Source organism: Oryzihumus sp. JJN4-3R (assembly GCF_057747915.1).
The window spans coordinates 2,486,082-2,508,014 of record NZ_CM173229.1; the positions used below are offsets into that span (position 1 = coordinate 2,486,082).

General features: G+C 73.5%; 24 protein-coding genes. 16 read left to right on the forward strand and 8 right to left on the reverse strand.

Translation table 11 applies throughout. The annotated features are described in order from the left end of the window. Positions 1 to 49 precede the first annotated feature (49 nt). Complete coding sequence (locus tag AC3ANM_RS11680) at positions 50 to 712, forward strand: GNAT family N-acetyltransferase (RefSeq protein WP_488284584.1); 663 nt, start codon at positions 50 to 52, stop codon at positions 710 to 712. A 145-nt stretch (positions 713 to 857) separates the two neighbouring features. Continuing rightward, positions 858 to 1,301, forward strand: coding sequence for an SRPBCC family protein (locus tag AC3ANM_RS11685; RefSeq protein ID WP_488284585.1), 444 nt, complete (start codon positions 858 to 860; stop codon positions 1,299 to 1,301). Between the two features lie 152 nt (positions 1,302 to 1,453). Here AC3ANM_RS11685 and AC3ANM_RS11690 read toward each other — a convergent pair whose 3' ends face one another. Together AC3ANM_RS11690 and AC3ANM_RS11695 are read right to left on the reverse strand one after the other, a co-directional pair. Continuing rightward, positions 1,454 to 2,719 carry an HNH endonuclease signature motif containing protein gene (locus AC3ANM_RS11690; RefSeq protein ID WP_488284586.1) on the reverse strand — a complete coding sequence of 422 codons (1,266 nt, stop codon included), beginning with the start codon at positions 2,717 to 2,719 and terminating at the stop codon, positions 1,454 to 1,456. A 404-nt stretch (positions 2,720 to 3,123) separates the two neighbouring features. Beyond that, on the reverse strand, positions 3,124 to 4,734 hold the full coding sequence (locus AC3ANM_RS11695) for a phytoene desaturase family protein (protein WP_488284587.1): 1,611 nt from the start codon (positions 4,732 to 4,734) through the stop codon (positions 3,124 to 3,126). 139 nt (positions 4,735 to 4,873) lie between these two features. On the opposite strand from AC3ANM_RS11695, the gene AC3ANM_RS11700 reads away from it, so the two are divergent. After that, the gene (locus AC3ANM_RS11700) at positions 4,874 to 5,101 is read left to right on the forward strand and encodes a DUF6458 family protein (RefSeq protein WP_488284588.1); all 228 of its coding nucleotides are present in this window, start codon (positions 4,874 to 4,876) and stop codon (positions 5,099 to 5,101) included. A 237-nt stretch (positions 5,102 to 5,338) separates the two neighbouring features. Further along, the gene (locus tag AC3ANM_RS11705) at positions 5,339 to 6,001 is read left to right on the forward strand and encodes a ParB N-terminal domain-containing protein (RefSeq protein ID WP_488284589.1); all 663 of its coding nucleotides are present in this window, start codon (positions 5,339 to 5,341) and stop codon (positions 5,999 to 6,001) included. Between the two features lie 98 nt (positions 6,002 to 6,099). On the opposite strand, the gene AC3ANM_RS11710 is transcribed toward AC3ANM_RS11705, so the two are convergent. Next, complete coding sequence (locus tag AC3ANM_RS11710) at positions 6,100 to 7,974, reverse strand: acyl-CoA dehydrogenase (RefSeq protein WP_488284590.1); 1,875 nt, start codon at positions 7,972 to 7,974, stop codon at positions 6,100 to 6,102. A 306-nt stretch (positions 7,975 to 8,280) separates the two neighbouring features. Here AC3ANM_RS11710 and AC3ANM_RS11715 point away from each other — a divergent pair, with 306 nt between their 5' ends. Then, the gene (locus tag AC3ANM_RS11715) at positions 8,281 to 8,796 is read left to right on the forward strand and encodes a YcxB family protein (protein ID WP_488284591.1); all 516 of its coding nucleotides are present in this window, start codon (positions 8,281 to 8,283) and stop codon (positions 8,794 to 8,796) included. 61 nt (positions 8,797 to 8,857) lie between these two features. On the opposite strand, the gene AC3ANM_RS11720 is transcribed toward AC3ANM_RS11715, so the two are convergent. Further along, positions 8,858 to 9,283, reverse strand: a complete 426-nt coding sequence (locus tag AC3ANM_RS11720) for a hypothetical protein (protein ID WP_488284592.1) — start codon at positions 9,281 to 9,283, stop codon at positions 8,858 to 8,860. Positions 9,284 to 9,375: 92 nt separating this feature from the next. Further along, positions 9,376 to 9,966 carry a hypothetical protein gene (locus AC3ANM_RS11725; protein ID WP_488284593.1) on the reverse strand — a complete coding sequence of 197 codons (591 nt, stop codon included), beginning with the start codon at positions 9,964 to 9,966 and terminating at the stop codon, positions 9,376 to 9,378. 277 nt (positions 9,967 to 10,243) lie between these two features. Here AC3ANM_RS11725 and AC3ANM_RS11730 point away from each other — a divergent pair, with 277 nt between their 5' ends. Then, positions 10,244 to 10,567, forward strand: a complete 324-nt coding sequence (locus AC3ANM_RS11730; RefSeq protein WP_488284594.1) for a YciI family protein — start codon at positions 10,244 to 10,246, stop codon at positions 10,565 to 10,567. After that, positions 10,564 to 11,796, forward strand: coding sequence for an RNA polymerase sigma factor (locus AC3ANM_RS11735; protein WP_488284595.1), 1,233 nt, complete (start codon positions 10,564 to 10,566; stop codon positions 11,794 to 11,796). Before AC3ANM_RS11730 ends, AC3ANM_RS11735 begins: the two co-directional genes overlap by 4 nt. Before the next feature lie 89 nt (positions 11,797 to 11,885). Here the strand turns inward: AC3ANM_RS11735 and AC3ANM_RS11740 are convergent, their stop codons facing one another. Both AC3ANM_RS11740 and AC3ANM_RS11745 read right to left on the reverse strand, forming a co-directional pair. Then, entirely contained in the window at positions 11,886 to 13,676 is a 1,791-nt protein-coding gene (locus AC3ANM_RS11740; protein WP_488284596.1) for a GAF domain-containing sensor histidine kinase, read from the reverse strand. 64 nt (positions 13,677 to 13,740) lie between these two features. Further along, positions 13,741 to 14,184: a universal stress protein gene (locus AC3ANM_RS11745; RefSeq protein ID WP_488284597.1), complete on the reverse strand. Its 444-nt coding sequence runs from the start codon at positions 14,182 to 14,184 to the stop codon at positions 13,741 to 13,743. A gap of 185 nt (positions 14,185 to 14,369) precedes the next feature. On the opposite strand from AC3ANM_RS11745, the gene AC3ANM_RS11750 reads away from it, so the two are divergent. The 3 genes from AC3ANM_RS11750 to AC3ANM_RS11760 all read left to right on the forward strand — a co-directional run bounded on the left by AC3ANM_RS11750 (position 14,370) and on the right by AC3ANM_RS11760 (position 16,405). After that, the gene (locus tag AC3ANM_RS11750; RefSeq protein WP_488284598.1) at positions 14,370 to 15,029 is read left to right on the forward strand and encodes a response regulator; all 660 of its coding nucleotides are present in this window, start codon (positions 14,370 to 14,372) and stop codon (positions 15,027 to 15,029) included. A 37-nt stretch (positions 15,030 to 15,066) separates the two neighbouring features. Beyond that, on the forward strand, positions 15,067 to 15,528 hold the full coding sequence (locus tag AC3ANM_RS11755; RefSeq protein WP_488284599.1) for a DUF4396 domain-containing protein: 462 nt from the start codon (positions 15,067 to 15,069) through the stop codon (positions 15,526 to 15,528). A 118-nt stretch (positions 15,529 to 15,646) separates the two neighbouring features. Then, positions 15,647 to 16,405 (forward strand): biosynthetic peptidoglycan transglycosylase, encoded by a 759-nt coding sequence (locus AC3ANM_RS11760; protein WP_488284600.1) that lies wholly within the window; start codon positions 15,647 to 15,649, stop codon positions 16,403 to 16,405. 33 nt (positions 16,406 to 16,438) lie between these two features. On the opposite strand, the gene AC3ANM_RS11765 is transcribed toward AC3ANM_RS11760, so the two are convergent. Further along, on the reverse strand, positions 16,439 to 16,909 hold the full coding sequence (locus AC3ANM_RS11765) for a MarR family winged helix-turn-helix transcriptional regulator (RefSeq protein ID WP_488284601.1): 471 nt from the start codon (positions 16,907 to 16,909) through the stop codon (positions 16,439 to 16,441). A 97-nt stretch (positions 16,910 to 17,006) separates the two neighbouring features. Between AC3ANM_RS11765 and AC3ANM_RS11770 the strand changes: the two genes are divergently transcribed. Genes AC3ANM_RS11770 through AC3ANM_RS11795 form a run of 6 tightly spaced genes read left to right on the forward strand, consistent with a single transcriptional unit; the run spans position 17,007 to position 21,933 of the window. Continuing rightward, positions 17,007 to 17,897, forward strand: coding sequence for a DMT family transporter (locus AC3ANM_RS11770; protein ID WP_488284602.1), 891 nt, complete (start codon positions 17,007 to 17,009; stop codon positions 17,895 to 17,897). Between the two features lie 19 nt (positions 17,898 to 17,916). Further along, on the forward strand, positions 17,917 to 19,128 hold the full coding sequence (locus AC3ANM_RS11775) for an acyl-CoA dehydrogenase family protein (protein WP_488284603.1): 1,212 nt from the start codon (positions 17,917 to 17,919) through the stop codon (positions 19,126 to 19,128). A 46-nt stretch (positions 19,129 to 19,174) separates the two neighbouring features. Beyond that, on the forward strand, positions 19,175 to 20,368 hold the full coding sequence (locus tag AC3ANM_RS11780) for a low temperature requirement protein A (RefSeq protein ID WP_488287949.1): 1,194 nt from the start codon (positions 19,175 to 19,177) through the stop codon (positions 20,366 to 20,368). A gap of 40 nt (positions 20,369 to 20,408) precedes the next feature. Next, positions 20,409 to 20,681: a DUF7218 family protein gene (locus AC3ANM_RS11785; RefSeq protein ID WP_488284604.1), complete on the forward strand. Its 273-nt coding sequence runs from the start codon at positions 20,409 to 20,411 to the stop codon at positions 20,679 to 20,681. A gap of 29 nt (positions 20,682 to 20,710) precedes the next feature. Continuing rightward, complete coding sequence (cutA, locus tag AC3ANM_RS11790; protein WP_488284605.1) at positions 20,711 to 21,034, forward strand: divalent-cation tolerance protein CutA; 324 nt, start codon at positions 20,711 to 20,713, stop codon at positions 21,032 to 21,034. Then, positions 21,034 to 21,933, forward strand: a complete 900-nt coding sequence (locus tag AC3ANM_RS11795; protein WP_488284606.1) for a CHAD domain-containing protein — start codon at positions 21,034 to 21,036, stop codon at positions 21,931 to 21,933. The genes cutA and AC3ANM_RS11795 overlap by 1 nt, the downstream gene beginning before the upstream one ends.

Here is a 21,933-nt window from a genome sequence, read left to right on the forward strand (position 1 = left end):
GCGAAAACCCGTTGCCGCAGTGCCGCCCTGGCCGGAAGCCTGACTCCCCGTGCTGACCCTCGAGGACCTGTGGCCACCGTTCGGCCTGTCGATCACCTGCGGCCCGCTCAGCCTTCGCGCGATGCGGGACGAGGACCTGCCCGACCTCGTTGCCGCTGCCGCGGACGGGATTCACGCGGACGACCTCCGGCCGTTCCCGCGGGCCTGGGCCGGGCTCCCCGCCGTGGAGCTGGGTCGGGACCTCGCGAGTCGCTACTGGAAGCACCGGGCGACTCTGCCCTCCGATGACTGGGGACTTCCGCTCGTCGTGCGGCTCGATGGGCGGATCGTGGGGGTCCAGGGGGCTGAGGCCGTGCGATACCCGGTCCTCCGCACCCCGGACACCTTCTCCTGGCTCACCCGCGCCGCCCAGGGGCGAGGCCTGGGCACGCTGATGCGGCAGGCGATCTGCGCGTTCCTCTTCGACGAGCTCGACGCCCATGCCGTCACCAGCGGCGCCTATGCCGACAACCCGGCCTCGGCAGCAGTGAGCCGCAAGGTCGGCTACGTCGCCAACGGCACGAAGCTGGAGCTGCGCGACGATGCCGCGGCCGAGCACCACAAGTTCATCCTCACGCGCGACCGCCTCGTTCGTCCGGAGCAGCCGGTCGTGGTCGAGGGCGGCGCTGCTCTCCGGCGGTTCATCGGCGTCCCTCGACCCGAGGACGGATGACTGGACCGCTCTCGAGCGACGGCTCGCTGCTGAGGAGACCCCATGGTCACGGTGCGGCCGCCCGGCCGCCTGAGGGTGCACCACGACGGGCGCGAGGAGCCGATCCCGGTGAGACTGGGGGCACGGCCCGACCAGGAGGTTCCCTGTGATCACCGTGACGCGCCACACCAGCGCCAGCCCCGAGGACGTCTGGGCGGTCATCGCCGACGGCTGGACCTATGCCGCCTGGGTGGTGGGCGCCTCCCGGATCCGTGACGTCGAGCCCGACTGGCCGGCCGAGGGCTCGCGCATCCACCACTCGGTCGGCTCGTGGCCGCTGCTGCTCAGCGACGAGACCGTCGTCACCCGGGCCGAGCCCGGCCACCTCATCCGGCTCCAGGCGCGCAGTCGTCCGGTCGGGGAGGCGTTCGTCGAGCTGGAGCTGATGGCGGAGGGCGACGGGACGCGGATCGAGATGCGCGAGGATGCCGTCGCCGGCCCTGCCACCTGGGTCCCGCGCCCGCTGCGCCAGCTCGCCATCGGGCCGCGCAACGGAGAGACGCTGCAGCGCCTCGCCCTCATCGCGGAGGGTCGCCACCGGCCTTTGTGAATGTCCGCTGACGCGTCGCCGCCCCTGTGACTGTCCGCTGACGCGTCGCCGGCCCCTGTGACTGCCCGCTGACACGTCGCCGGCCCTGGGGTCGCGCGGGAGCTGGCATACCACTGGCCCGGCCGTCTCCGGCCGGGGGCGGGGCGGGCGCCCTAGAGGTGCCAGGTGACGCGGGTGTCGGTGACGGTGGCGGTCCAGCCCTTCTGGTGGGCCAGGGTGTGGTGTCGGCCGCAGAGCAGGGCGGCGTTGCGCACGTCGGTGGGTCCGCCGTCGGCCCAGTGGGTGACGTGGTGCCCGTCGCACCACCACGGTGGGGCCTGGCAGCCGGGGATGGTGCACCCGCCGTCGCGTTTCCACAGGTGGGCGAGCTGTGCCGGGGTGAACAGGCGCTTGGTCCGGCCCTGGTCCAGGATCTCTCCCTTGCTGCCCAGGACCATCGGGATGATCGCGGCGTCGCAGGCGATCCGGCGCACCGTCTCCGGCGCGATCAGGACCTCGTTGCCCAGCACCGTCCCGGCTCCGGTGCCGGCGCCGGTGGTGCTCGCCACGCCGCACGACCTCTTCAGGCTCTCGAAGTCCATCGTCAGGAACAACAACGCCTTCGCCTGCGCCGGCACCCCTTCCGCGGCGGCGGCCGACCTGCGACACACCGCCACCAGCGCATCCCCGCGCCGTTGGTCCGAGCTCCGCAAGTCACTGACCCCGTCGGTGGGTTGCGGGGCGGACAGCGGCCCGATTGCCGCCTCCAGCACGCTCGCGCCCTCGGGGTCCAACCGCAGCAGGTACTCCACCATCCCGTCGTCGCTGCGGGGCTGGGACAGGCTCACCCCGTGCTTCAAACGGTCCTGCCTCACCTGGAACTCACCCTCGCGGCCGTGCTCGGCGATGAGCCGCTCCCGCAACCCCCGCACCCCCGACGGCCCCTCGGTCGCGGCCAGGTGGAGGAACCCCTCCCACACCGTCGGGACCGCCGCCGGGGTCAGGCGCGGACCAAGCTTGTGCATCTCGGCCAGCGCCACCGCCGCGCCACGCACCCCGACCCGCCCGGACAGCACGCACGACCGCAGCCGCTGCACCGACCCGTGGTCGATCACGTGCCCGGCTGCGACCGGCCGTCCGGTGCACGCGGTGGCCACGGTGACCAGGTCCTTGACCCCGCCGCACCGGTACGACGGCGCCCACTCCAGCACCCACGCCGACGCCGAGGCATGCGTCGCGGTCACCTCACCGCGCTCCACCGCCTCGGCCAGCACCGTCACCTGCGCCGCCTCGACCAGTTGCCGCAACGCGTCCAGGCGCTGCAACGCCGGTCCCAGGTCCGACCCCTGGCACTGGTGGACGACCTCGACCAGCCCGGCCAACGACCCTGCGGCGGCATCAACCGCCCCAAACCGCTCGGCGAACGAGGCCACCGGCACCGACGCCGAGTCCCCAGCCCCAGCGGCCGGCACACTCGAGGCCCGCGCACCCAAGGCCGTGAGCTCGTCGCCAGACCCTGTCAGCTCACCAGACCCTGTCAGCTCACCAGACCCGGGCACGCCGCCGGACCCGCTGGCCGCGGCCCCCTGTCGACGATCCCCCTGATGCATGAATCAAACATATGTTCGACCACTGACAGGTGATGCGACGACGTTCAAGCCCAAGGAGCAGCTCGCGGGAGAGTCCGCGCCCTCAATCGGGCTCAGATCAGACCCGCCAGCTGAGGTCGACGAAGAGCACACCTCCGGGTTGCGGGAGGTGTGAGGTGTGGTCGACCTCGGCGAGACAGGGACTGGGTGGGCTGCGGTGCCGGGCCCTCGGCCGGCAACCCGGGCAGGGGGCTTCAGCTGCCGGGCTTGCCCTGTATGCCGTGCAGCGCGGCCAGCGCGAGCCGTCGCCGTGGTGCGCCCCACCACTGGTTGTCGGCGAGCGCACACCGGGCGGCGAGGTAGCCGCAGGCGCCGTGCACCCCGCCGCCGGGGTGGATTGCGGCGCTGCCGAGGTAGAGCCCCTCGATGGCGGTGCGGGGTCCGCCGAGCCCGGTGACCGGTCGGAACACCAGCTGCTGGAACGGTTGCTGCGTGCCGCCCCCGACGGCGCCGGTGCCCAGGTTGGCGTCGGCCGCCTCCAGGTCCCCGGGTCGCTGCACCCAGCGGTCCAGCACCAGGTCGCGCCAGCCCGGCGCGAACCGGTCGAGCATCGCCTCGCTGTGCCCAACCAGCCGGTCGGCGCTCGCGGAGTCGTGCACGCCGCGGGGCAGGTGCGTGTAGAGCCAGAGCGCCTCGGTGCCCGCGGGCGAGCGGGTGGGGTCGATCGTCGACATCTGCCCCACCAGTGCGAACGGCTGCTCGGGCACCCGCCCGGCGTCGAGGTCCGCCGACCACTGCACCAGTCCCGCGCCGTCGGCCCCGACGTGCACCACCCCTGCGCCGCGCGCGGCGGACGCCGTCCACGGCATCGGCCCGCCGAGACGGTAGTTGAGCTTGACCGTCGGCAGGTCCCACGCGAACCGACGGCGCAGGTCCTCGCGCACGCGCCGCGGCACCACCGCCTCTGGCAGCAGCCGCTCGTACAGCGCCGGCGCGCTGGTGTCGGCGATGACCGCCCGGCGGGCGCGGACCCACCGCCCGCCGTCCGTCAGCACGGCCCCCGCCCGCCCCCCACGCACGTCCACCCGGGCAACCGCCTGACCCACCTCGATGCGGGCCCCGCACCGGCGGGCCCGCTCGGCCAGCGCCTCGGCCAGCCGCCCGGAACCCCCCACGGGAGAAGGGAACCCGACGTCCTGGGCGAGCATGCTCATGACCCAGCCGAACATCCCGCTGCCCAGCGAGGACGGCGCGATGTCGGCGTGCATCGCGTTGCCCGCCAGCAGCATCCGGCCCCGCTCGCCGGCGAACAGCTCCTCGCCCATCCGCGTCACCGGCAGCGTCAGGAACCGCGCGAACCGTGGCAGGTCGCGCCCCAGTGTCGACGCCAGCCGGGCCCCCGGCGCCAGGGGTGGCCAGCGAGTGAGCAGCGTGTCGAGGAACGGCCCCCGGACACGCGACCAGTCCTCGACCAGCCGCAGCCATGCATCACCGTCGCCCCGGTGCTCGTCGTCGAGCCAGGCTGCGGTCCGGGAGGGGTCGGCGTGCAGCAGCGCCCCCTCGGGGTCCTCCGGGGACCCCGCGTGAGCGAGCACCCGCTCGGCCCGAGCCCAGGACAGCCCGACCTCCTCCAGCGCCAGGGCGGCCAGGACCGGGGAGGCCGCGGCGAGCGGGTGACAGGCGCTGAACTCGTCCATCACCCAGCCGTCGCGCTCCACCGAGCCGACGGCGCCCCCGACCCGGTCCCGCGCCTCGAGCACGAGGACGTCCCAGCCGGCGTCGGCCAGCACGGCGGCGGCGACCAGCCCGTGGTGGCCGGCGCCGATCACGACGGCGTCGACGGACTCGCCTGGCGTGGGGGGCACCCGCCCATCCTCACCCACTGCGCGCCCGGGTGCGCGGGGACGCGCGCATCCCCCCGCTCGGGGTCACCCGGGCGTATCGTCCGAGGCCTGTGACGGGCCCGCGACACCCGGTCGCCGGTCCTGATGAAGGAGGACGTGCATGGGCATCGGCCTGGGGATCTTCCTGCTGGTCGTCGGAGCGGTCATGAGCTTCGCGATCCGCGACAACTGGTCCGCCGTCGACCTGACGATGGTCGGCTACATCTTCATGGGGGCCGGCGCCCTCGCCGTCATCCTCGCGCTGGTCATGAACCAGCAGCGCGCCAACACCTCGCACACGGCGGTGGTCGAGCACCGCGAGACGGGTGTCCCGCCCGAGGAGCGCTGACCGCACCACTCGCTGACCGCACCACCTTGTATGCCGCGGGGCCGGCTCCCAGCGCTGGGAGCCGGCCCCGCGGCATACCTGTGTCTGCGGACCACTCCCGGGCTGGGGCTCTGCGTCGCACCGGGTGACCCGAGGGGTCACCAGGTGCGCCGGTGGGGTGCGTGGAGGGGGCGGGGGCCGGCGCCGGCGCGGTAGTGTCCCGCCCCGGGCGTGTGCCCAGGACGAAAGGACCCGGCAGTGCAGGACGAGCCGACGCTGGTGCACCTCGACCCCACGGAGCTGCTGCTCCACGAGGAGGTCGAGCCCGCCCGCATCGAGGCGCTCGTCGCCGTGCTCGCAGCCGAGCGGCGGCAGCGCGAGCCGGTCCTGGTCACCCCCACCGAGCACGGCATGTTCCTGCTCGACGGGGCCCACCGCACGACCGCGCTGAGGCAGCTCGGCGTCCCCCGGATCGCGGCGGTGGTCGTGCCGGCGTCGGCGGGGCTGGCGCTGACCGGCTGGACCCACGCGGTCGTCGAGGAGCCGGCCCGCGCCTGCCTGGCCGACCTCGCCGACGCCTCGAGCGCGCGACCGGGGCCAGTCGTGGCCTCGATCCGGACCGTCCACCGCGAGGTCGGCGTGCACGCCTGCGACGACAGCCCGGCCGCCCTGGTCGAGGCCTACCGGCGGGTCGCTGCCTGCTACCAGGCCGGGCCCTACGCCCGACTCACCGACCCCGTGCCGGCCGTCCCGGAGCAGACCGAGGTGGTCTGGCACGTGCCGGACCTGGCCACAATCGTCACGATCGCCGCCACCGTGGGCGTGCTGCCCGCCGGTGTGACCCGCTTCCGGGCCGCCCACCCGGCTCCCACCGTGGACATCAGGTTCGAGGAGCTCGGCGCCACCCGCCACGTGTCCTAGGCGGACACGATGGAGGGCCGGCACCCCTGTGCGCCGGCCCTCCATCGGTCCAGGTCACCCGACAGCACCCCTGCGGTATGCCGGGTGGTCGTGACCCCTTAGAACGCGTCCTCGGCGACGTCCATCAGGGAGTTGTCCGTGGCCTCGGCGATCTGGCGCTCGGCCGCGATCTTGGGCAGGACGGTGCGGGCGAAGAAGGACGCCGCGGCGACCTTGCCCTCGTAGAAGGACTTGTCCTTGCCGGACGCGCCATCGGCCAGGGCGGCCTTGGCGATCTCGGCCTGGCGCAGCAGCAGCCAGCCGACGACGAGGTCACCGGCGGCGAGCAGGAGACGCGTGGTGTTCTGGCCGACCTTGTAGAGGTTGGCGACGTCGCCGCCGTCCTGGCGCGGGTCGGACTTCATCAGCTCGCCGACCATGTAGCCGAGGATGCCCTGCACGTCCTCGAGGGCCTTGCCGAGCAGCTCGCGCTCGGTGTCGAGCGCGCCGTCGGTGGCGCCGAGGTTCTTGGCGAACTCCTGGATCTGCATGGCGACGTAGCCGAGCGCTTGGCCCTTGTCGCGGATGATCTTGCGGAAGAAGAAGTCCAGGCCCTGGATCGCGGTGGTGCCCTCGTAGAGGGTGTCGATCTTGGCGTCGCGGACGTACTGCTCGATCGGGTAGTCCTGCAGGAAGCCGGAGCCGCCGAAGGTCTGCAGCGACTCGGTGCCCAGCAGCACCCACGCCCGCTCGGAGCCGACGCCCTTGACGAGCGGCAGGAGCAGGTCGTTGACCCGGTTGGCCATCGCGGCCGGGGAGTCCTTCTCCAGCTCGTCGGTGCCGCTGCCCAGCTGGGCCTGGTTGACGATGTCCTGCTGGCTGGCGGTGTAGATGACCAGCGCGCGCAGGCCCTCGGCATAGGCCTTCTGGAGCATCAGCGAGCGGCGCACGTCCGGGTGGTGCGTGATCGTCACGCGCGGCGCGGCCTTGTCCGTCATCTGGGTCAGGTCGGCGCCCTGGACGCGCTCCTTGGCGTAGTCGCGGGCGTTGAGGTAGCCGGTCGACAGGGTCGCGATCGCCTTGGTGCCGACCATCATCCGGGCGAACTCGATGATGCGGAACATCTGGGCGATGCCGTCGTGGACCTCGCCGAGCAGGGTGCCGACGGCCGGCTCCTTCTCGCCGAAGCGCACCTCGCACGTGGTGGAGACCTTCAGGCCCATCTTGTGCTCGACGTTGGTGACGTAGGCGCCGTTGCGCTCGCCGAGCTCACCGGTCTCGAGGTCGACGTGGTACTTGGGGACGATGAACAGCGACAGGCCCTTGGTGCCGGCGCCGGCGCCCTCGGGGCGGGCCAGCACGAAGTGCACGACGTTGTCGTAGATGTCGGCCTCGGCGGAGGTGATGAAGCGCTTCACGCCGGTGATGTTCCAGGTGCCGTCCTCGTTCTGGACGGCCTTGGTGCGGCCGGCGCCGACGTCCGAGCCGGCGTCGGGCTCGGTGAGCACCATCGTCGAGCCCCACTTGTTGTCGACCAGGTGCTTGGCCAGCTTCTTCTGGTCGTCGGTGCCCAGATGCCACAGCACGGTGGCGAAGGCGAAGCCGGCGGAGTACATGTGCACGGCGGGGTTGGAGCCGAGGACGAGCTCGGCGACGGCCCAGCGCAGCGACGGCGGGATGACCGTGCCGCCGAGCTCACCGGGGACGTCCAGGCGCCACCACTCGGCGTCCAGGTAGGCCTTGTAGGACTTCTTGAAGGACTCCGGCAGCTTGACCGTGTTGTCCTCGGGGTTGAACACCGGAGGCGTGCGGTCGGAGTCGAGCAGGCTCTCGGCCAGCTCGTTCTCGGCCAGCCGGCCCACCTCGTGCAGGATCTCCTTCGCCGTGTCCTGGTCGACCTCGGCGTACGGGCCGCTGCCCAGGATCTCCTGGCGGTTGAACACCTCGAACAGGTTGAACTCGAGGTCGCGCAGGTTGCTCTTGTAGTGGCCCATCGGTGGGTCCTCCGCTGCTCGCATCAGTGGCCAGGGGATGGCCGAAAGGGGAGCCCGCCTGTTACCGGCGGGTAACTTCCATGATGCTACCGGCCGGTAACCCGCGCAAGTGTCCCGGGTGCCTCCCGGTGTGAGGCGGTGCTCACTCCGGTGTGCCCGGCCTCAGGTGGCCCCACTAGGGTCTGGCGCGGCCGCGACCGGACCGCCGGCACACATGTCACACGAGGACGCCCGAGGGGGACCGTGGAGACCGGGACACCGATCACCGACAGTGCCGGTGGCGAAGTGCAGGACGAGGTCACCTCCATGACGGGGATCCAGCCCGTGGGCGACGTCGCGGCGGTGCGGGTCGACACCTCGTCGTTCACCCTCGCCGAGGTGCGTGGGGCGATGGTGCGGCTCAACGGGGGCCGGGTCGCCCCCGGCGTCGTGATGTTCGTGCTGGCCCTGTGGTTCGTGCTCGCCAGCATGCACATGAGCGACGCGGTGCGGCTCGCCGCCATCGCGGCGCTGCTGCTGTTCTTCGCCTGGAAGGTGGCCTTCCAGCTGCCGCGACGGCAGGCGGCCTCCGTGCCCCCGGGCTCGTGGTCCATCTCGGCGGACGGGGTGCGCATCGAGCAGCCGGGCCATGAGGCGCTGCTGGGCTGGGCGTCCTTCGCCCGCGTGAGGCTGACCTCCGGCTACCTGATGCTGCACCAGGAGGGGCGAGCGGTGATGTTCGTCCCGGTGCGCCGCCTCGCCACCGGCGCCGCCGACCGCGTCGGCGCGATCGCCGCCGCGGCAGGTGTTGCCACGGAGGGCTTCCCGACGCCCCGCCACTGACAGCGGTATGCCGCGTGCCCGGGTGGGCACGCGGCATACCGGTGGCTGTGGTTGCGGGCGGTCAGCCGCGCTCGGGACGGCGGGGGACGACGACCACGTCGCAGGCCGCGCGCTGCGCACAGTCGCGGGCGACGGTGGCGCCGGCGACGTCCTCGCCGACGACGAGGGCCTGCGCCCCGCGGCTGCGGTCGAGCAGGACCTCGGCCGCGTCGCCGTCGGCCGCCTCGAAGCTGAAGGACACCCGGCCCCGCCCGCGCAGCGCCTCCACCGCGGCGCGGAAGGTCAGGTCGTCGGCGTCGGCGCGCTCGGCGGCGTCCAGGCCCGGGGGGAGGACCTGGACGAAGGTGACGCGGCAGCCGCGGCGCCCGGCTTCGGCCACGGCTGCGCGGGCGACGTCGCGCGGGTCGCCGTGGGGGACCATGCCGGCCACCACCGTCGGGGCGGTCGTCGCGAGAGGGGTGGGGGTGTGGCTGGGGTGGGTGGTCATGGCCGGCTCCGCTTCCGGGAGAGGTGGGGGGGAAGGCACGGCGCCGGGTCCAGCGCCTGAGGAGCTGGACCCGGCGTGGGGTGCCCGAGGGGTCAGGCGGTGGCGGGTGCCGGCACGTGCCGGCCCTCACCGACGTGCAGTTGCTCGGTCGCGGGGACCCGCCGCAGGTGCATGAAGCCCAGCAGGCTCATCACCAGCAGCAGCCCGGCGGCGACGAAGGAGACCACGGCGCCGACCAGGGCGATCTGGCCCATCTGCCAGAACGCGTAGGCGTTGAGCAGCAGGCCGCGCAGGGTCTCGCCACGGAACACGGTCTGGACCTGGCCGGCCAGCTTGGTGTCGGTGGGGTTGGCCAGCGACTTGCCGCTGAGCTGGGCGTAGGTCTGGCCGCCGGTCATCTCGTTGAGGTGCACGGCGATGAAGTGGTCGGCGTAGACCTTGGCCTGGGCGCCGTTGGTCAGCTGCTGCCCGGCGTACTGGCTCAGCCAGGGCTTGACGGCCGGGTCGTTGAGCGACTCGCTGCCCGCCTTCGGGAAGTAGATCTTCTGGGCGCTGAGCTGGCTGGTGACCTCGGTCTGGACGAACGAGTGGGCCCAGGTGAGCAGGCCGCCTGCGACCAGGAGCATCGCCGCGACGATGAGCCCCACGGTGGTCAGCAGCGCGTCAAACGTCTTGCGTCGCATGGCTACGTCTCCTTGCCCGGGCCGGTCGGCCCGATGGTTTCTCTGCCGTTGTTGGCAGTTCAACCATCCGGCAGGGACCCTCGGCCGGTTCAGGGTCGCCGGACCCCGGTCCCGATGGACCTAGGTCCTCAGTCCTTGCGGCCCAACGGCCCGGCCACGGTTGTGCCTGAAGTGCTTGAACGAAACCGCAGAGGGGTGTCGGATCGGGGCAGAGCCGTTCGTAGCAGGGGTGAGCGGCGCCCAGGCGGGGCGCCCTGGACCACAGGAGATGATCCCGATGCAGTACCTGGTTTCCGTGATCGACGACGGCACCGGCCCGGCCACCCCGAAGGAGGACGCCGCCATCGACGCGTTCAACGACCGGCTCCGGGCCGACGGCCACTGGGTCTTCGCCGGTGGCCTCGGGTCGCCTGACCCGGCCACCGTCATCGACAACCGGGGCGAGGAGGCGGTCATCACCGACGGCCCCTTCCTGGAGTCGAAGGAGTACCTCGCCGGCTTCTGGATCATCGACGCCGCGGACCTCGACGTGGCGATCCGGCTCGCCACCGAGGGCTCGAGGGCCTGCAACCGCAAGATCGAGGTGCGACCGTTCCTGTGAGCGGCGACGCGGCCAGGGAGGCGCTCGCCACCGCCCACCGCGAGGAGTGGGCCCGGGTGGTCGCCTCCCTGGCCCGGCGTTTCGGTGACCTCGACATCGCCGAGGAGGCGTCGGCCGAGGCGTTCGCGACCGCCGTCGAGCGCTGGCCGGCCGACGGGGTCCCTCCCAACCCGGGCGCCTGGCTGACCACGACCGCCACCCGCAAGGCCATCGACCGGATCCGGCGCGAGCACAAGCGCGACGACAAGCAGAAGGAGGCTCAGGTGCTCCACGACGACGAGCCACCGGGGCCGCGCGGCGCCATCGAGGACGAGCGGCTCCGGCTGATCTTCACCTGCTGCCACCCGGCGCTCGCGATGGAGGCCCGCGTCGCGCTGACGCTGCGCATGGTCGGCGGCCTGACCGTGCCCGAGATCGCCCGCGCCTTCCTGGTGCAGGAGACCACCGTGGGGCAGCGGATCACCCGCGCGAAGGCCAAGATCAAGGCGGCTCGCATCCCCTGGCGGGTGCCGTCTGCGGAGGACCTGCGGGCGCGCGTCTCCGGAGTGCTCGCCGTCCTCTTCCTGGTCTTCAACGAGGGCTACCTGGCGAGCGGCCCCGGCACCGACCCCGTGCGGCACGAGCTGACGGCCGAGGCGATCCGGCTCACGCGCCTGATCCGCGCGCTCCTGCCGGAGGACGGCGAGGTGGCCGGGCTGCTGGCGCTGATGCTCCTCACCGAGGCCCGCCGCACCGCCCGGGTCTCGCCGGGCGGCGAGCTGGTCGCCCTCGCCGAGCAGGACCGGGGTGCCTGGGACGCGGCGATGCTCGCCGAGGGGCACCGGCTGGTGCGCGAGCGGCTGGCCGCCGGGGTGGCGCCGGGTCGCTACCAGGTCCTCGCCGCCATCAACGCCGTGCACACCTCCGCCCGCGACGTGCGCGACACCGACTGGTCGCAGGTCGTCGCCCTCTACGACCAGCTCGTCCGCCTCGACCCCTCGCCGATCGTCGTCCTCAACCGGGCGGTCGCCGTCGCCGAGCTCGACGGCCCCGAGGTGGCCCTGGCCGCCGTCGACCGCCTCGAGGACGCCTTGGCCGGCTACCACGCCTACCACGCCACCCGCGCCGACCTGCTGCGCCGGCTGGGCCGCAGTCAGCAGTCACGCGCGGCCTACGACACGGCCATCGAGCTGGCGGGCAACACCGCCGAGACCGCCTACCTGACCCGCCGCCGCGACCAGCTGCGATGAGGCGGCCGGCTGCGATAAGGCGGCCGGCTGCGATGAGGCGGCCGGCTGCGATGAGGCGGCCGGCCGCGATCACGGGGCGGTGAGCCGGGTCAGCCGGGGATGAGGGGCACGACCCAGCGCACGACCGTGCCGGACTCCGGGCCCGGGCCGATCTCGCAGCTGCCGCCGTGGGCCTCGGCGCGGGCCTTCATGTTGGCCAGGCCGCTGGAGCGCTCGGGGGTGCCGAGGCCCCGGCCGTCGTCGCGCACCTCGAGGCTGACCTCGCGGCCGGCGCTGACGGTGACGGTGACGCTGCGGGCCTCGGCGTGCCGTGCGACGTTGGACAGCGCCTCCCGCAGGACGGCCTCCAGGTCGGCCCCGACCTCCGGCGGCACCACGGTGTCGATCGGGCCGGAGGTGTGCAGCCGGGGGGTGAACCCGAGCGTCTCGCCGCCCTGCATCACGAGCATCGTCAGCTTGGCGCGCAGCGTGGGAGCGCTCGTCGGGCGCGTCTGGAGCGTGAAGATGCTGTTGCGGATGGCCTTGATGGCGTCGTCGAGCCGGTCGACGAGCTCCATGAGGCGTGTCGCCTCCTCCGGCGCCGCGCGCGTGGCCATCCCGTTGAGCCCCAGGCCCACCGCGAAGATCCCCTGGATCGCGTGGTCGTGCAGGTCGCGGGCGATCTTGGCCCGCTCCTCGGCCATCTCGTGCTCCTTGGCCGCGGCCTGCGTCGCGGCCAGGGTCAGCACCAGCGCGGCCTGCGAGGCGAAGTCGCTGACGAGCTCGACGTCCTCGGGGGTGAACCGGCGGCCGCCGGGCAGGTTGCCCACCGTGAGGACCCCGAGGACTCCCTCGGCCGTCGACAAAGGGACCGCCGCGAGCGGGCCGATGCCGAGCGACCGGACCGGCCCGTGGGCGCCCTGCTCCGCCTGCAGGTCCTCCAGGATGACCGGGGCGCCGCTGCGCATGGTCCGCCCGGTGGCGGAGGCCTCGGCGGGCACCCGCTCGCCGACGAGGGTCTCCCCGGCCAGGCCGTCGGCTGCCGCGACGACCAGCTCCCCGCCCTCCGGCACCACGACGCCGGCGAAGTCGGCGCCCGCGGCGGCGCGGACCGAGCGCGCCACCAGGAGCAGCGCCTCGGTGCGGTCCAGGACACCCAGCAGGGAGTTCGTGATGGACCGTGAGGCGTGCAGCCACTGCTCCCGCCGGGAGACGGCCTCGAAGAGCCGGGCGTTGTCGATGGCGGCGGCGGCCGCGGCGGCGAGGGACTGCGCCAGCTCCTCGTCCTCGGCGGTGAACTCGCTCCCGCCGACCTTCTCGGTGAGGTAGAGGTTGCCGAAGACGTGGCCGCCGACGCGCACCGGGACCCCGAGGAAGGACGTCATCGGCGGGTGGTTCGGCGGGAATCCCGAGGAGCTGTCGTGGGCGGCCAGCGTGCTCAGCCGGAGCGGGCGGGGGTCGGAGATCAGCTGGCCGAGGATGCCCCGCCCGGTCGGCAGTGACCCGATCCGCTCCACGGTGTCCGCGTCCATCCCCGAGTGGACGAACTCCACCAGGGTGCTGTCCTGCCCGACCACGCCGAGGGCGGCGTACTGCGCCCCGATGAGCGTGCGGGCCTCGTTGACGATCCGCTGCAGCAGGCTGGTCAGGTCGAGGTCGCTGACGATCGACTGGAGGGCGCGCAGGAGGCCCTGCATCCGGTCCTGGGTGCGCATCACCTCCTGAGCCCGCTCGACGAGCTGCTCGAGCAGCTGGTCCAGCTCGAGCCGGGCCACGGAGGGGAACGTCAGGGGCTCGCCGCCGGCGCGGTCGTCGGGCGCGGCCGGCCGGCTCTCGGCGGCGTCGGGCAGCTGTGCGGCGATCGGGGGCCTCCTCCTGCGGCGCGGTGGTCCGACCACCATAGGAGCAACGCCGCCGCGAGGCACCCGTTCCCGGGAGTGACAGCGCCCTGGGCCTAAACCGCTCCTAGGCCGGGACGGTCTCCTCGGCCGGGACCGCGACGACGGGGCACACGGCGTGCGTGAGGCAGTAGTGGCTGACCGAGCCCTCCAGCAGGCGGCGGACGCCGACGTGGTCCCCGGTGCCCACGACGAGAAGGGTCGCGTCCTGGGAGCGCCGGGTCAGGGCGGGGCCGGGGCGCCCTTCGTCGACCTCGAGCACCCACGGGGTGTGCCCGACGTCGGGGCCGAGGGTGTCCTGGACGAAGCGGGTGGCCCGGGCGCGGGCATCGGTCATGGCGGCCACGAGGTAGGGGTCGCTGGCCGTCAGCACCAGCCCGGCGGGCAGCCCCCAGGTGTGGACCACGCGCAGGGTGGCGCCGGTCAGCGTGGCGAACTCCGCCGCCCAGCGCAGCGCGGCCGCGGAGCTGGCGCTCTCGTCGACGCCCACGAGGACCTGTTGGCGCTCCATGACGACCTCCACCTTCGGAACCGCCCCGGAAGGGGCCCTGTCCCGACCCTGCGCCACGGGAGCTCGACGACGTCACCCCCGTTGGACACTGCCTGTCGGGTCCTTGGTCCCGAACGTGACCGGCGAGGGTCCCGATCCCCGCGTTCGCATTGTCTGGCGGCCCGCGGTGCGTGATGCTTCGGACCATGACCGTGTCAGGTGGGGCCGCTGAGCCGATCCGTGTCTTCGTGCTCGACGACCACGAGGTCGTCCGTCGGGGGCTCAAGGAGCTGCTGGAGGGCGGGGGTGACATCGAGGTCGTCGGGGAGTCGGGTCTGGCCGCGGAGGCCGCCCGCCGCATCCCGGCCCTGCGCCCGCACGTGGCCCTGCTCGACGGCCGCCTGCCCGACGGCTCCGGCGTCGACGTCTGCCGCGAGATCCGCTCGCGCCACCCCGAGATCGCGGTGCTGATCCTGACGTCCTACGACGACGACGAGGCGCTCTTCGCCGCCATCATGGCCGGCGCCTCCGGCTACCTGCTCAAGCAGGTCGGCGGCACCGACCTCGTCGACGCCGTTCGCCGGGTGGCCGCCGGGCAGTCGCTGCTCGACCCCGGCGTCACCCACCAGGTGCTCGAGCGGCTGCGCCAGGGCCCGCCCAAGGACGCGGCGCTGGCCCCGCTGACCGACCAGGAGCGTCGGCTGCTGGAGCTCATCGGCGAGGGCCTGACCAACCGCCAGATCGGCGAGCGGATGCACCTGGCGGAGAAGACGATCAAGAACTACGTCTCGGCGCTGCTGGCCAAGCTGGGCCTGGAGCGCCGCACCCAGGCAGCCGTGTTCGCCAGCAAGCACCTCCCGTCCTAGGGGAACATACCCCCTGGGGGTATGTGTTGACCCCCTCATGACCACTCACACGCACCCTGCGCCGACCTCGTTGACCCGCCAGGCCGTGGCGGCGACCCTGCACTGCCTCACCGGCTGCGCCATCGGCGAGGTCCTGGGCATGGTCCTCGCGACCTGGTGGGGCTGGGGCAACACCGCGAGCATCGTGCTCTCGGTCGTCCTGGCGTTCGGCTTCGGCTACTCCCTGACCCTGCTGCCGCTGCTGCGTGCCGGGCTGGGCCTGCGCCGGTCGATGCAGCTGGCCCTGGCGGCCGACACCCTCTCGATCGTGACGATGGAGCTCATGGACAACGCGGTCGTGCTCGCCGTGCCAGGAGCCATGGACGCCGGCCTCGCCGACGCGCTGTTCTGGGGCAGCCTGGCGGCCTCGCTCGTGGTCGCCTTCGCGGTGACGGTGCCGGTCAACCGCGCGCTCATCGCCCGCGGCCGGGGCCACGCCGTGGTCCACGCCCACCACTGACCCGCCGCCGACCGCACTGCACCACCCCCTGGTATGCCGGGTGGCTGGGACCCAGCCACGCGGCATACCCCCAGCGCGCACCCACCCCGCTCCCAGCCGGGGTTCCTACCGTGACCCCATGGCCAGTCCTGTCGCCGCCGCCGCGGGCGTGCGCCGTGGCCCGGGACGGCGGCGCCGGTTCCGGTGGCTGAGGCGGGCCGGCGCGCTGCTGGTCGCCGTGGTCCTCGTGCTCCTTGCGGGCCTCGCCGTCCTGTGGGTCCGCACCCCCGGGGTGGCGGACGCGATGGCCCGGGTGCGCGCCGTCGAGGTCGCGCACCACGCCCCGCACCTGGGCGTGCTGCCCCGCTCCGACCGGGTCGCGCAGGCCCTGGTGGCCACCGAGGACAGCCGCTTCTGGTCCGACCCGGGGGTGGACCCGCTCAGCGTGGTGCGCGCGGGCCTGGCCACGGCCGTGGGCAGCAACGACGTGGGCGGGGCGAGCCTGGAGCAGCAGCTGGCCAAGAACCTGTGGTTCGGCGGGCGCCGCGACCGCGTCGCCCAGGCCGAGGAGGTCGTGGTCGCGCTCAAGCTCGACCGCACGTGGACCAAGGACCAGGTGCTGCGGATGTACCTCGGGCAGGTGTACTTCGGCCACGGCTACTACGGCCTCGACGAGGCGGCGCACGGCTACTTCGGGCTGGCGCCCTCGCAGCTGTCGTGGGCGCAGGCCAGCATGCTCGCCGGGCTGGTGCAGGCGCCCTCGGCCTACGACCCCGTGACCCACCTGGCCGCCGGCAAGCAGCGCCAGCGCCACGTCCTCGACCGCCTGGTCAGCACCGGGGTGCTCACGGCCTCGGCCGCGGATACGGCGTACGCGGCGCCCCTGCACCTGCGCTGAGGAGCGGAAGCGTCGTCCGCACGGGTGGTCGCCTCACCCGCAGCCGGGCACGTCCACGTCGAACTGCTCCAGCAGCCGGCAGGAGAGGGCGTGCAGCTGCTCTCGCTGGCGCGGGTCGAGCCGGTCGAGCACCAGGGAACGGACGGCTGCCACATGCCGGGTGGTCGCCCGGCGCACCGTCCTCAGCCCCGAGTCGGTCAGCCGGGCGAGGTTGCCGCGCCCGTCCTCGCTCGTGGGGCTGCGCTCCACCCAGCCCTTGTCCTCCAGCCGCCGCACCATGTGCGAGAGCCGGGAGGGAGAGGAGTGCACCCGGTCCGCCAGCTCGCTCATCCGCAGCGTGCGGGCGGGCGCCTCGGCCAGGGCGGCCAGCAGCCCGTAGGAGAACAGGGTGAGCCCGGCGTCGTGCAGCTCGCCGTCCAGGGCGGAGGGCAGCAGGTCCAGGAGGGCGGCGAACGCCCCCCAGGTGCGCTGCTCGTCCTCGTCGAGAGGGCGGTCCGTCGGCATGCGGACACTGTTCGGTCGGCGCGTCTGACGCGTCAATCACCCGAATGGGTGACAGGGCCGGTCCACGTCCCCTCCGCTGGGCGGCGACAATCGCCGGGTGCGCACCCTGCTCCTGCTCGCCGTCGGCGTCGTCGCGGTCTCCCTGTCCGGGCCCCTGATGGCCGCCGCCGTGGTGCCGCCACTGGCGATCGCCTTCTGGCGCAACGCGTTCGCGACGGCGGTGATCGCCCCGACGGCCATGACCCGACAGGGCCCCGAGCTCCGCGCCCTGACCGGTCGTCGGCTCGGGCTCGTCCTCGCCGCCGGTGCGACCCTCGCGCTGCACTTCGCGACCTGGGTGACCTCGCTGACCCTGACCTCCGTCGCCTCGGCGACCGCGATGGTCTGCCTCCAGCTGGCGTGGGTCGTGTGCTGGCAGCTGCTGCGGGGCGAGCGCTTCGGCCGCAGGGTCGTGGTCGGCCTGGCCCTGGCCTTCGCCGGGGTGCTCGTGGTCTCCGGGGTGGACCTGAGCCTGTCGCCCCGGGCGCTGGCCGGTGACGGCCTCGCGCTCGTCGGGGGCGTGGCCGCCGCGGCCTACACGGTCATCGGGTCAAAGGCCAGGCAGTCGGCGACGACGACGACCTACACGTTCGTCTGCTACGGCTCCTGTGCCGTGCTGCTGGCGATCGCCTGCCTGCTCACCGGGCAGCACCTGGGCGGCTACCCGCTCGGCCAGTGGGGGCTGCTGCTGCTCATCACCGGCACCGCGCAGCTGCTCGGTCACTCGGTCTTCAACCACCTGGTCGCCACCACGGGGCCGCTGCTGGTCTCCCTCGCCCTGCTGCTGGAGGTGCCGGGCGCCGCGCTGCTCGCGGCCGCGATCGTGCACCAGACCCCGCCGGTGACGGCGGTGGCCGGGCTCGCGGTGATGCTCGTGGGCATGACTGTGGTGGTCGTCAACCAGATGCCGGCCCGCCGTGCCACGGCGGTCGAGGCGCCGGTCGACTGACGGGCCTAGCCTGAGGCGCATGACCTCCAGCACCGCCCCGCGCCGACCCCGCACCCTCGACCCGCTCGACCTGCTCGCCACGGACGCGCTGCTCGACGAGGAGGCGCGCGCGGTGCGGGACACCACGCGGGCGTTCGTCGGCAAGCGGGTGCTGCCGGACGTGGGGCAGTGGTTCGAGGACGCCACGATGCCGCGGGAGCTGTTCCCCGAGCTGGGCAGCCTGGGGCTGCTCGGCATGCACCTGACGGGCTACGGCTGCGCCGGGACCAGCGCCACGTCATACGGCGTGGCCTGCCGCGAGCTGGAGGCGGGCGACTCGGGGATCCGCAGCTTCGTCTCCGTGCAGGGGTCGCTGGCGATGTTCCCCATCTGGGCCTACGGCTCGGAGGAGCAGAAGCAGGAGTGGCTGCCGCGGATGGCGGCCGGCGAGGCCGTCGGGTGCTTCGGGCTGACCGAGCCCGACCGCGGCTCCGACCCCGGTGACATGCAGACCCGGGCCAGGCGCGACGGCTCCGACTGGGTGCTCACCGGGCGCAAGATGTGGATCACCAACGGGCCGATCGCCGACGTCGCCGTGGTCTGGGCGCAGGCCGAGGCCGATGACGACAACCCGGCCGGGGTACGCGGGTTCGTCGTGCCGACCGCCACGGAAGGGTTCTCCGCCAACGAGATCCACCACAAGATGTCGCTGCGCGCCTCGCTCACCGGCGAGCTCGTGCTCGACGGCGTGCGCTTGCCGGCCGACGCGGCGCTGCCCGGGGTGCGCGGGCTCAAGGGGCCGCTGTCCTGCCTCACCGAGGCACGGTTCGGGATCATCTGGGGGGCGCTCGGCGCGGCCCGGGCGTGCTTCGAGGCGGCCCTGGACTACGCCGGGACGCGGCAGCAGTTCGGCCGGCCGATCGCCGGCTTCCAGCTGACGCAGGCCAAGCTGACCGAGATGGCGGTGCGGATCGGCACCGGCTCGCTGCTGGCGCACCACCTGTCGGGGCTGAAGGAGCGCGGCGAGCTGGCGCCGGAGCAGGTCAGCGTCGGCAAGCTCAACAACGTGCGGCTTGCCATCGACATCGCGCGCACCGCCCGGACGATCCTCGGCGCCAACGGGATCTCGCTGGAGTACCCCGTGATCCGGCACGCCAACAACCTCGAGTCGGTCCTGACCTACGAGGGGACCGAGGAGATCCACACCCTGGCGATCGGCAAGGCGCTCACCGGCATCGACGCCTTCCGCTGAGGGTGGGTGTCCCGGGAGCCCCGGGTGGTTTGATCGGCGGGTGAGCATGAGCGCCGGGGTCCCGTGGCGGCGGCCGATGTCCGGGCGGGACCAGGACGAGGAGCACCGGGCCTCGACGCCGCTGGAGCTGCTGTTCGACCTGTGCTTCGTCGTGGCCGTGGCGGCCGCCGCGGCGCGGCTCCACCACGGGCTGGCCGACGGTCACGCCGCCTCGGCCCTGCTCGGCTACCTGATGGTGTTCTTCGCGATCTGGTGGGCGTGGATGAACTTCACCTGGTTCGCCTCCGCGTACGACACCGACGACGTGGTCTACCGCCTGCTCACGTTGTGGCAGATGGCCGGCGTGCTCGTCCTGGCGGCCGGCGTGCCCGCCGCGTTCGAGCAACGGGACTACCTGCTGGTCACCATCGGCTACACGATCCTGCGCGTGCCGCTGGTGCTGCAGTGGTGGCGGGTCAGCCTGGAGCACCCCGAGCGCCGCCGCACGGCTCGTCTCTTCGCCGGCGGTGTGGCCGTGTGCCAGGTCCTGTGGCTGGCCCGGCTGCTGCTGCCGGCATCGTTGGCGTTGCTGGCGTTCCCGGTCCTCGTCGCACTCGAGGTGACCGTGCCGGTGGTGGCCGAGCGCGTCGGCGGCGCCACGCCGTGGCACCCCGGCCACATCGCCGAGCGCTACGGCCTGTTCACCCTCATCGTGCTCGGAGAGGTCATCCTGGCTTCCTCCACCTCGATCCAGGTCGCCGTCGACCAGCACGGGCTCTCCGGCTCCCTGCTCCTCGTCGCCGTCGGCGGCCTGCTGACCGTCTTCGGCATGTGGTGGCTGTACTTCAAGCGCTCGGCCGAGGACACGCTGCGCCTCTCGCCCCGCTCGGCGTTCGGCTGGGGCTACGGGCACTACGCCGTGTTCGCCTCCGTGGCGGCGGTGGGGGCCGCCCTCGGCGTCGTCACCGACGTCGCCCGCCACGACGCCCACGTCGGGACGCGCGCGGCAGGGCTGACGCTGGGAGCGGCCATCGCGGCATACCTGCTGGTGCTCGGCCTGCTCCACGCGCGCGCCGCGGGGACGCCGGTGATCGCGGTCCGCGCCGCGGTCAGCGCGGGCGCGCTGCTCCTGGTCGGTGTGGCCGGTCTCGACGCCGGGCTCACCGCGATGCTGGACGGGCTGCTGGTGGCCGGCACCGTCGTCGTCCACGTCGTGCTCGACCGCCCGTCTCCGGTTGAGGTCGGCGCCGTCGAGGGGTAGGCATGAGGGGACACCGTCTGCCCCGAGGAGCGTGACCGCCATGCCGCGTCGCAAGGATCCCGGCCCCAGCGTGAAGGACTCCGACTTCTACGAGGCGCTGCGGGAGGAGGGCAACAGCAAGGAGAAGTCGGCGCGGATCGCCAACGCCGCGGCCGGCAGCTCCCGCTCCGCGGTCGGGCGCAAGGGCGGCAAGGCCGGCGACTACGAGGAGTGGACCAAGGACGAGTTGCTCCACCGTGCCCGGATCATCGGCATCGAGGGGCGCTCACGGATGACCAAGGCCGAGCTGGTCAGGGCCCTTCGGCAGCACTGAGGGGCGGCGACCCGGCATACGGTGGTGGGGTGAGCGAGCTGCTCGAGGTGAGGGTGAGTGTCGGTGCCCCCGACGAGGCCGACCGCATCGCGGCGGCCCTCGTGGCCGAGCGGCTGGCGGCGTGCGTGCAGGTCGTGCCGGGGGTGACGTCGGTCTACCGCTGGGAGGGTCGGGTCGAGCGTGCGGCCGAGCTGCTGCTCCTGGCCAAGACGACCGAGGACCGTTTCGACCGGCTCGTCGAGCGGGTCACCGAGCTGCACCCCTACGACACCCCGGAGATCCTCGCCGTGCCCGTCGCGCGGGTCAGCGACGCGTATGCCGCGTGGTTGCGGGAGTCGGTCGGCGGCCCCTGATGAGCCTGGCCGCGGACGCGCCGACGGCGGCCTCGGTGGTCGTCGACTACCTGTCGGTGCAGGTCTCGGTGCTTCGCCGGCTCGAGTCGTCGCTGGTGCGCGGGTCACCCGAGGCGGTCCATGACACGCGGGTGGCGGCGCGGCGGATCCGCTCCACGCTCAAGACGTTCGGCGGGCTGCTGGGGGTCGCGGACCTCGACCCGCTGCTGGAGGACCTGCGCTGGTGGGGAGCCGTGGTCGGGGCCCGGCGGGACGTGCAGGTGCTCCACCTGCGCTGGCAGCCGATGCTCGCCGAGCTGGCCGACGTGGTGGCCGCGGACGGCGCGTCCTGGCTCGAGTCCGAGCTGGGCGCCCGGGCACAGACGGCGCTGGCGCAGCTGCGGACCGCCCAAGGCACTGAGCGCTACACCGGGCTGGTGGACCGGCTCGTCCCGCTTGCCGGAGGTTTGGCGCCCACTCCGGACGGGGTCCGGCCGGCCGAGGCCGTGCTGCCGACCCTGGTGCGGCGGGCCTGCCGCCGGATGGACCGGGCTGCGCGCCGCGCCGACGCGGCGGAGACCGAGCACGCGCGGGCGCACCGGCTGCACCAGGTGCGCAAGTGCGCCAAGCGCGCGCGGTATGCCGCCGAGCTGTGCGCCCCCGTGCTGGGGGCGCCGGCCGCCGACCTGGCCGAGCGGATGGAGAGCGTCCAGGAGGTGCTCGGCGAGCGCCAGGACAGCGCCAAGGCCCAGGAGGTCCTGCTGGAGCTGATGGCCGCCCCGGGCACCCGGGGCCCGGAGGGCTTCGTGTGCGGGGCACTGTGGTCGGCCGAGCGGCAGCTCGCCGACGCGGCCGAGGAGGTCTACGACCTGGCGCTGACCCGGGCCGAGGAGCGGGAGGTGCGGCATTGGCTCGGCTGA

What these genes read in the sequence shown, in the direction of transcription:
- AC3ANM_RS11700 (WP_488284588.1), top strand. Translation starts at nt 4,874, where the DNA reads ATGGGCATCGGCCTGGGGATCTTCCTGCTGGTCGTCGGAGCGGTCATG.
- AC3ANM_RS11745 (WP_488284597.1), bottom strand. Translation starts at nt 14,184, where the DNA reads ATGGAGCGCCAACAGGTCCTCGTGGGCGTCGACGAGAGCGCCAGCTCC.
- AC3ANM_RS11740 (WP_488284596.1), bottom strand. Translation starts at nt 13,676, where the DNA reads ATGGTGGTCGGACCACCGCGCCGCAGGAGGAGGCCCCCGATCGCCGCA.
- AC3ANM_RS11725 (WP_488284593.1), bottom strand. Translation starts at nt 9,966, where the DNA reads ATGCGACGCAAGACGTTTGACGCGCTGCTGACCACCGTGGGGCTCATC.
- AC3ANM_RS11795 (WP_488284606.1), top strand. Translation starts at nt 21,034, where the DNA reads ATGAGCCTGGCCGCGGACGCGCCGACGGCGGCCTCGGTGGTCGTCGAC.
- AC3ANM_RS11750 (WP_488284598.1), top strand. Translation starts at nt 14,370, where the DNA reads ATGACCGTGTCAGGTGGGGCCGCTGAGCCGATCCGTGTCTTCGTGCTC.
- AC3ANM_RS11755 (WP_488284599.1), top strand. Translation starts at nt 15,067, where the DNA reads ATGACCACTCACACGCACCCTGCGCCGACCTCGTTGACCCGCCAGGCC.
- AC3ANM_RS11775 (WP_488284603.1), top strand. Translation starts at nt 17,917, where the DNA reads ATGACCTCCAGCACCGCCCCGCGCCGACCCCGCACCCTCGACCCGCTC.
- AC3ANM_RS11765 (WP_488284601.1), bottom strand. Translation starts at nt 16,909, where the DNA reads ATGCCGACGGACCGCCCTCTCGACGAGGACGAGCAGCGCACCTGGGGG.
- AC3ANM_RS11730 (WP_488284594.1), top strand. Translation starts at nt 10,244, where the DNA reads ATGCAGTACCTGGTTTCCGTGATCGACGACGGCACCGGCCCGGCCACC.
- AC3ANM_RS11760 (WP_488284600.1), top strand. Translation starts at nt 15,647, where the DNA reads ATGGCCAGTCCTGTCGCCGCCGCCGCGGGCGTGCGCCGTGGCCCGGGA.
- AC3ANM_RS11785 (WP_488284604.1), top strand. Translation starts at nt 20,409, where the DNA reads ATGCCGCGTCGCAAGGATCCCGGCCCCAGCGTGAAGGACTCCGACTTC.
- AC3ANM_RS11780 (WP_488287949.1), top strand. Translation starts at nt 19,175, where the DNA reads ATGAGCGCCGGGGTCCCGTGGCGGCGGCCGATGTCCGGGCGGGACCAG.
- AC3ANM_RS11720 (WP_488284592.1), bottom strand. Translation starts at nt 9,283, where the DNA reads ATGACCACCCACCCCAGCCACACCCCCACCCCTCTCGCGACGACCGCC.
- AC3ANM_RS11715 (WP_488284591.1), top strand. Translation starts at nt 8,281, where the DNA reads ATGACGGGGATCCAGCCCGTGGGCGACGTCGCGGCGGTGCGGGTCGAC.
- AC3ANM_RS11710 (WP_488284590.1), bottom strand. Translation starts at nt 7,974, where the DNA reads ATGGGCCACTACAAGAGCAACCTGCGCGACCTCGAGTTCAACCTGTTC.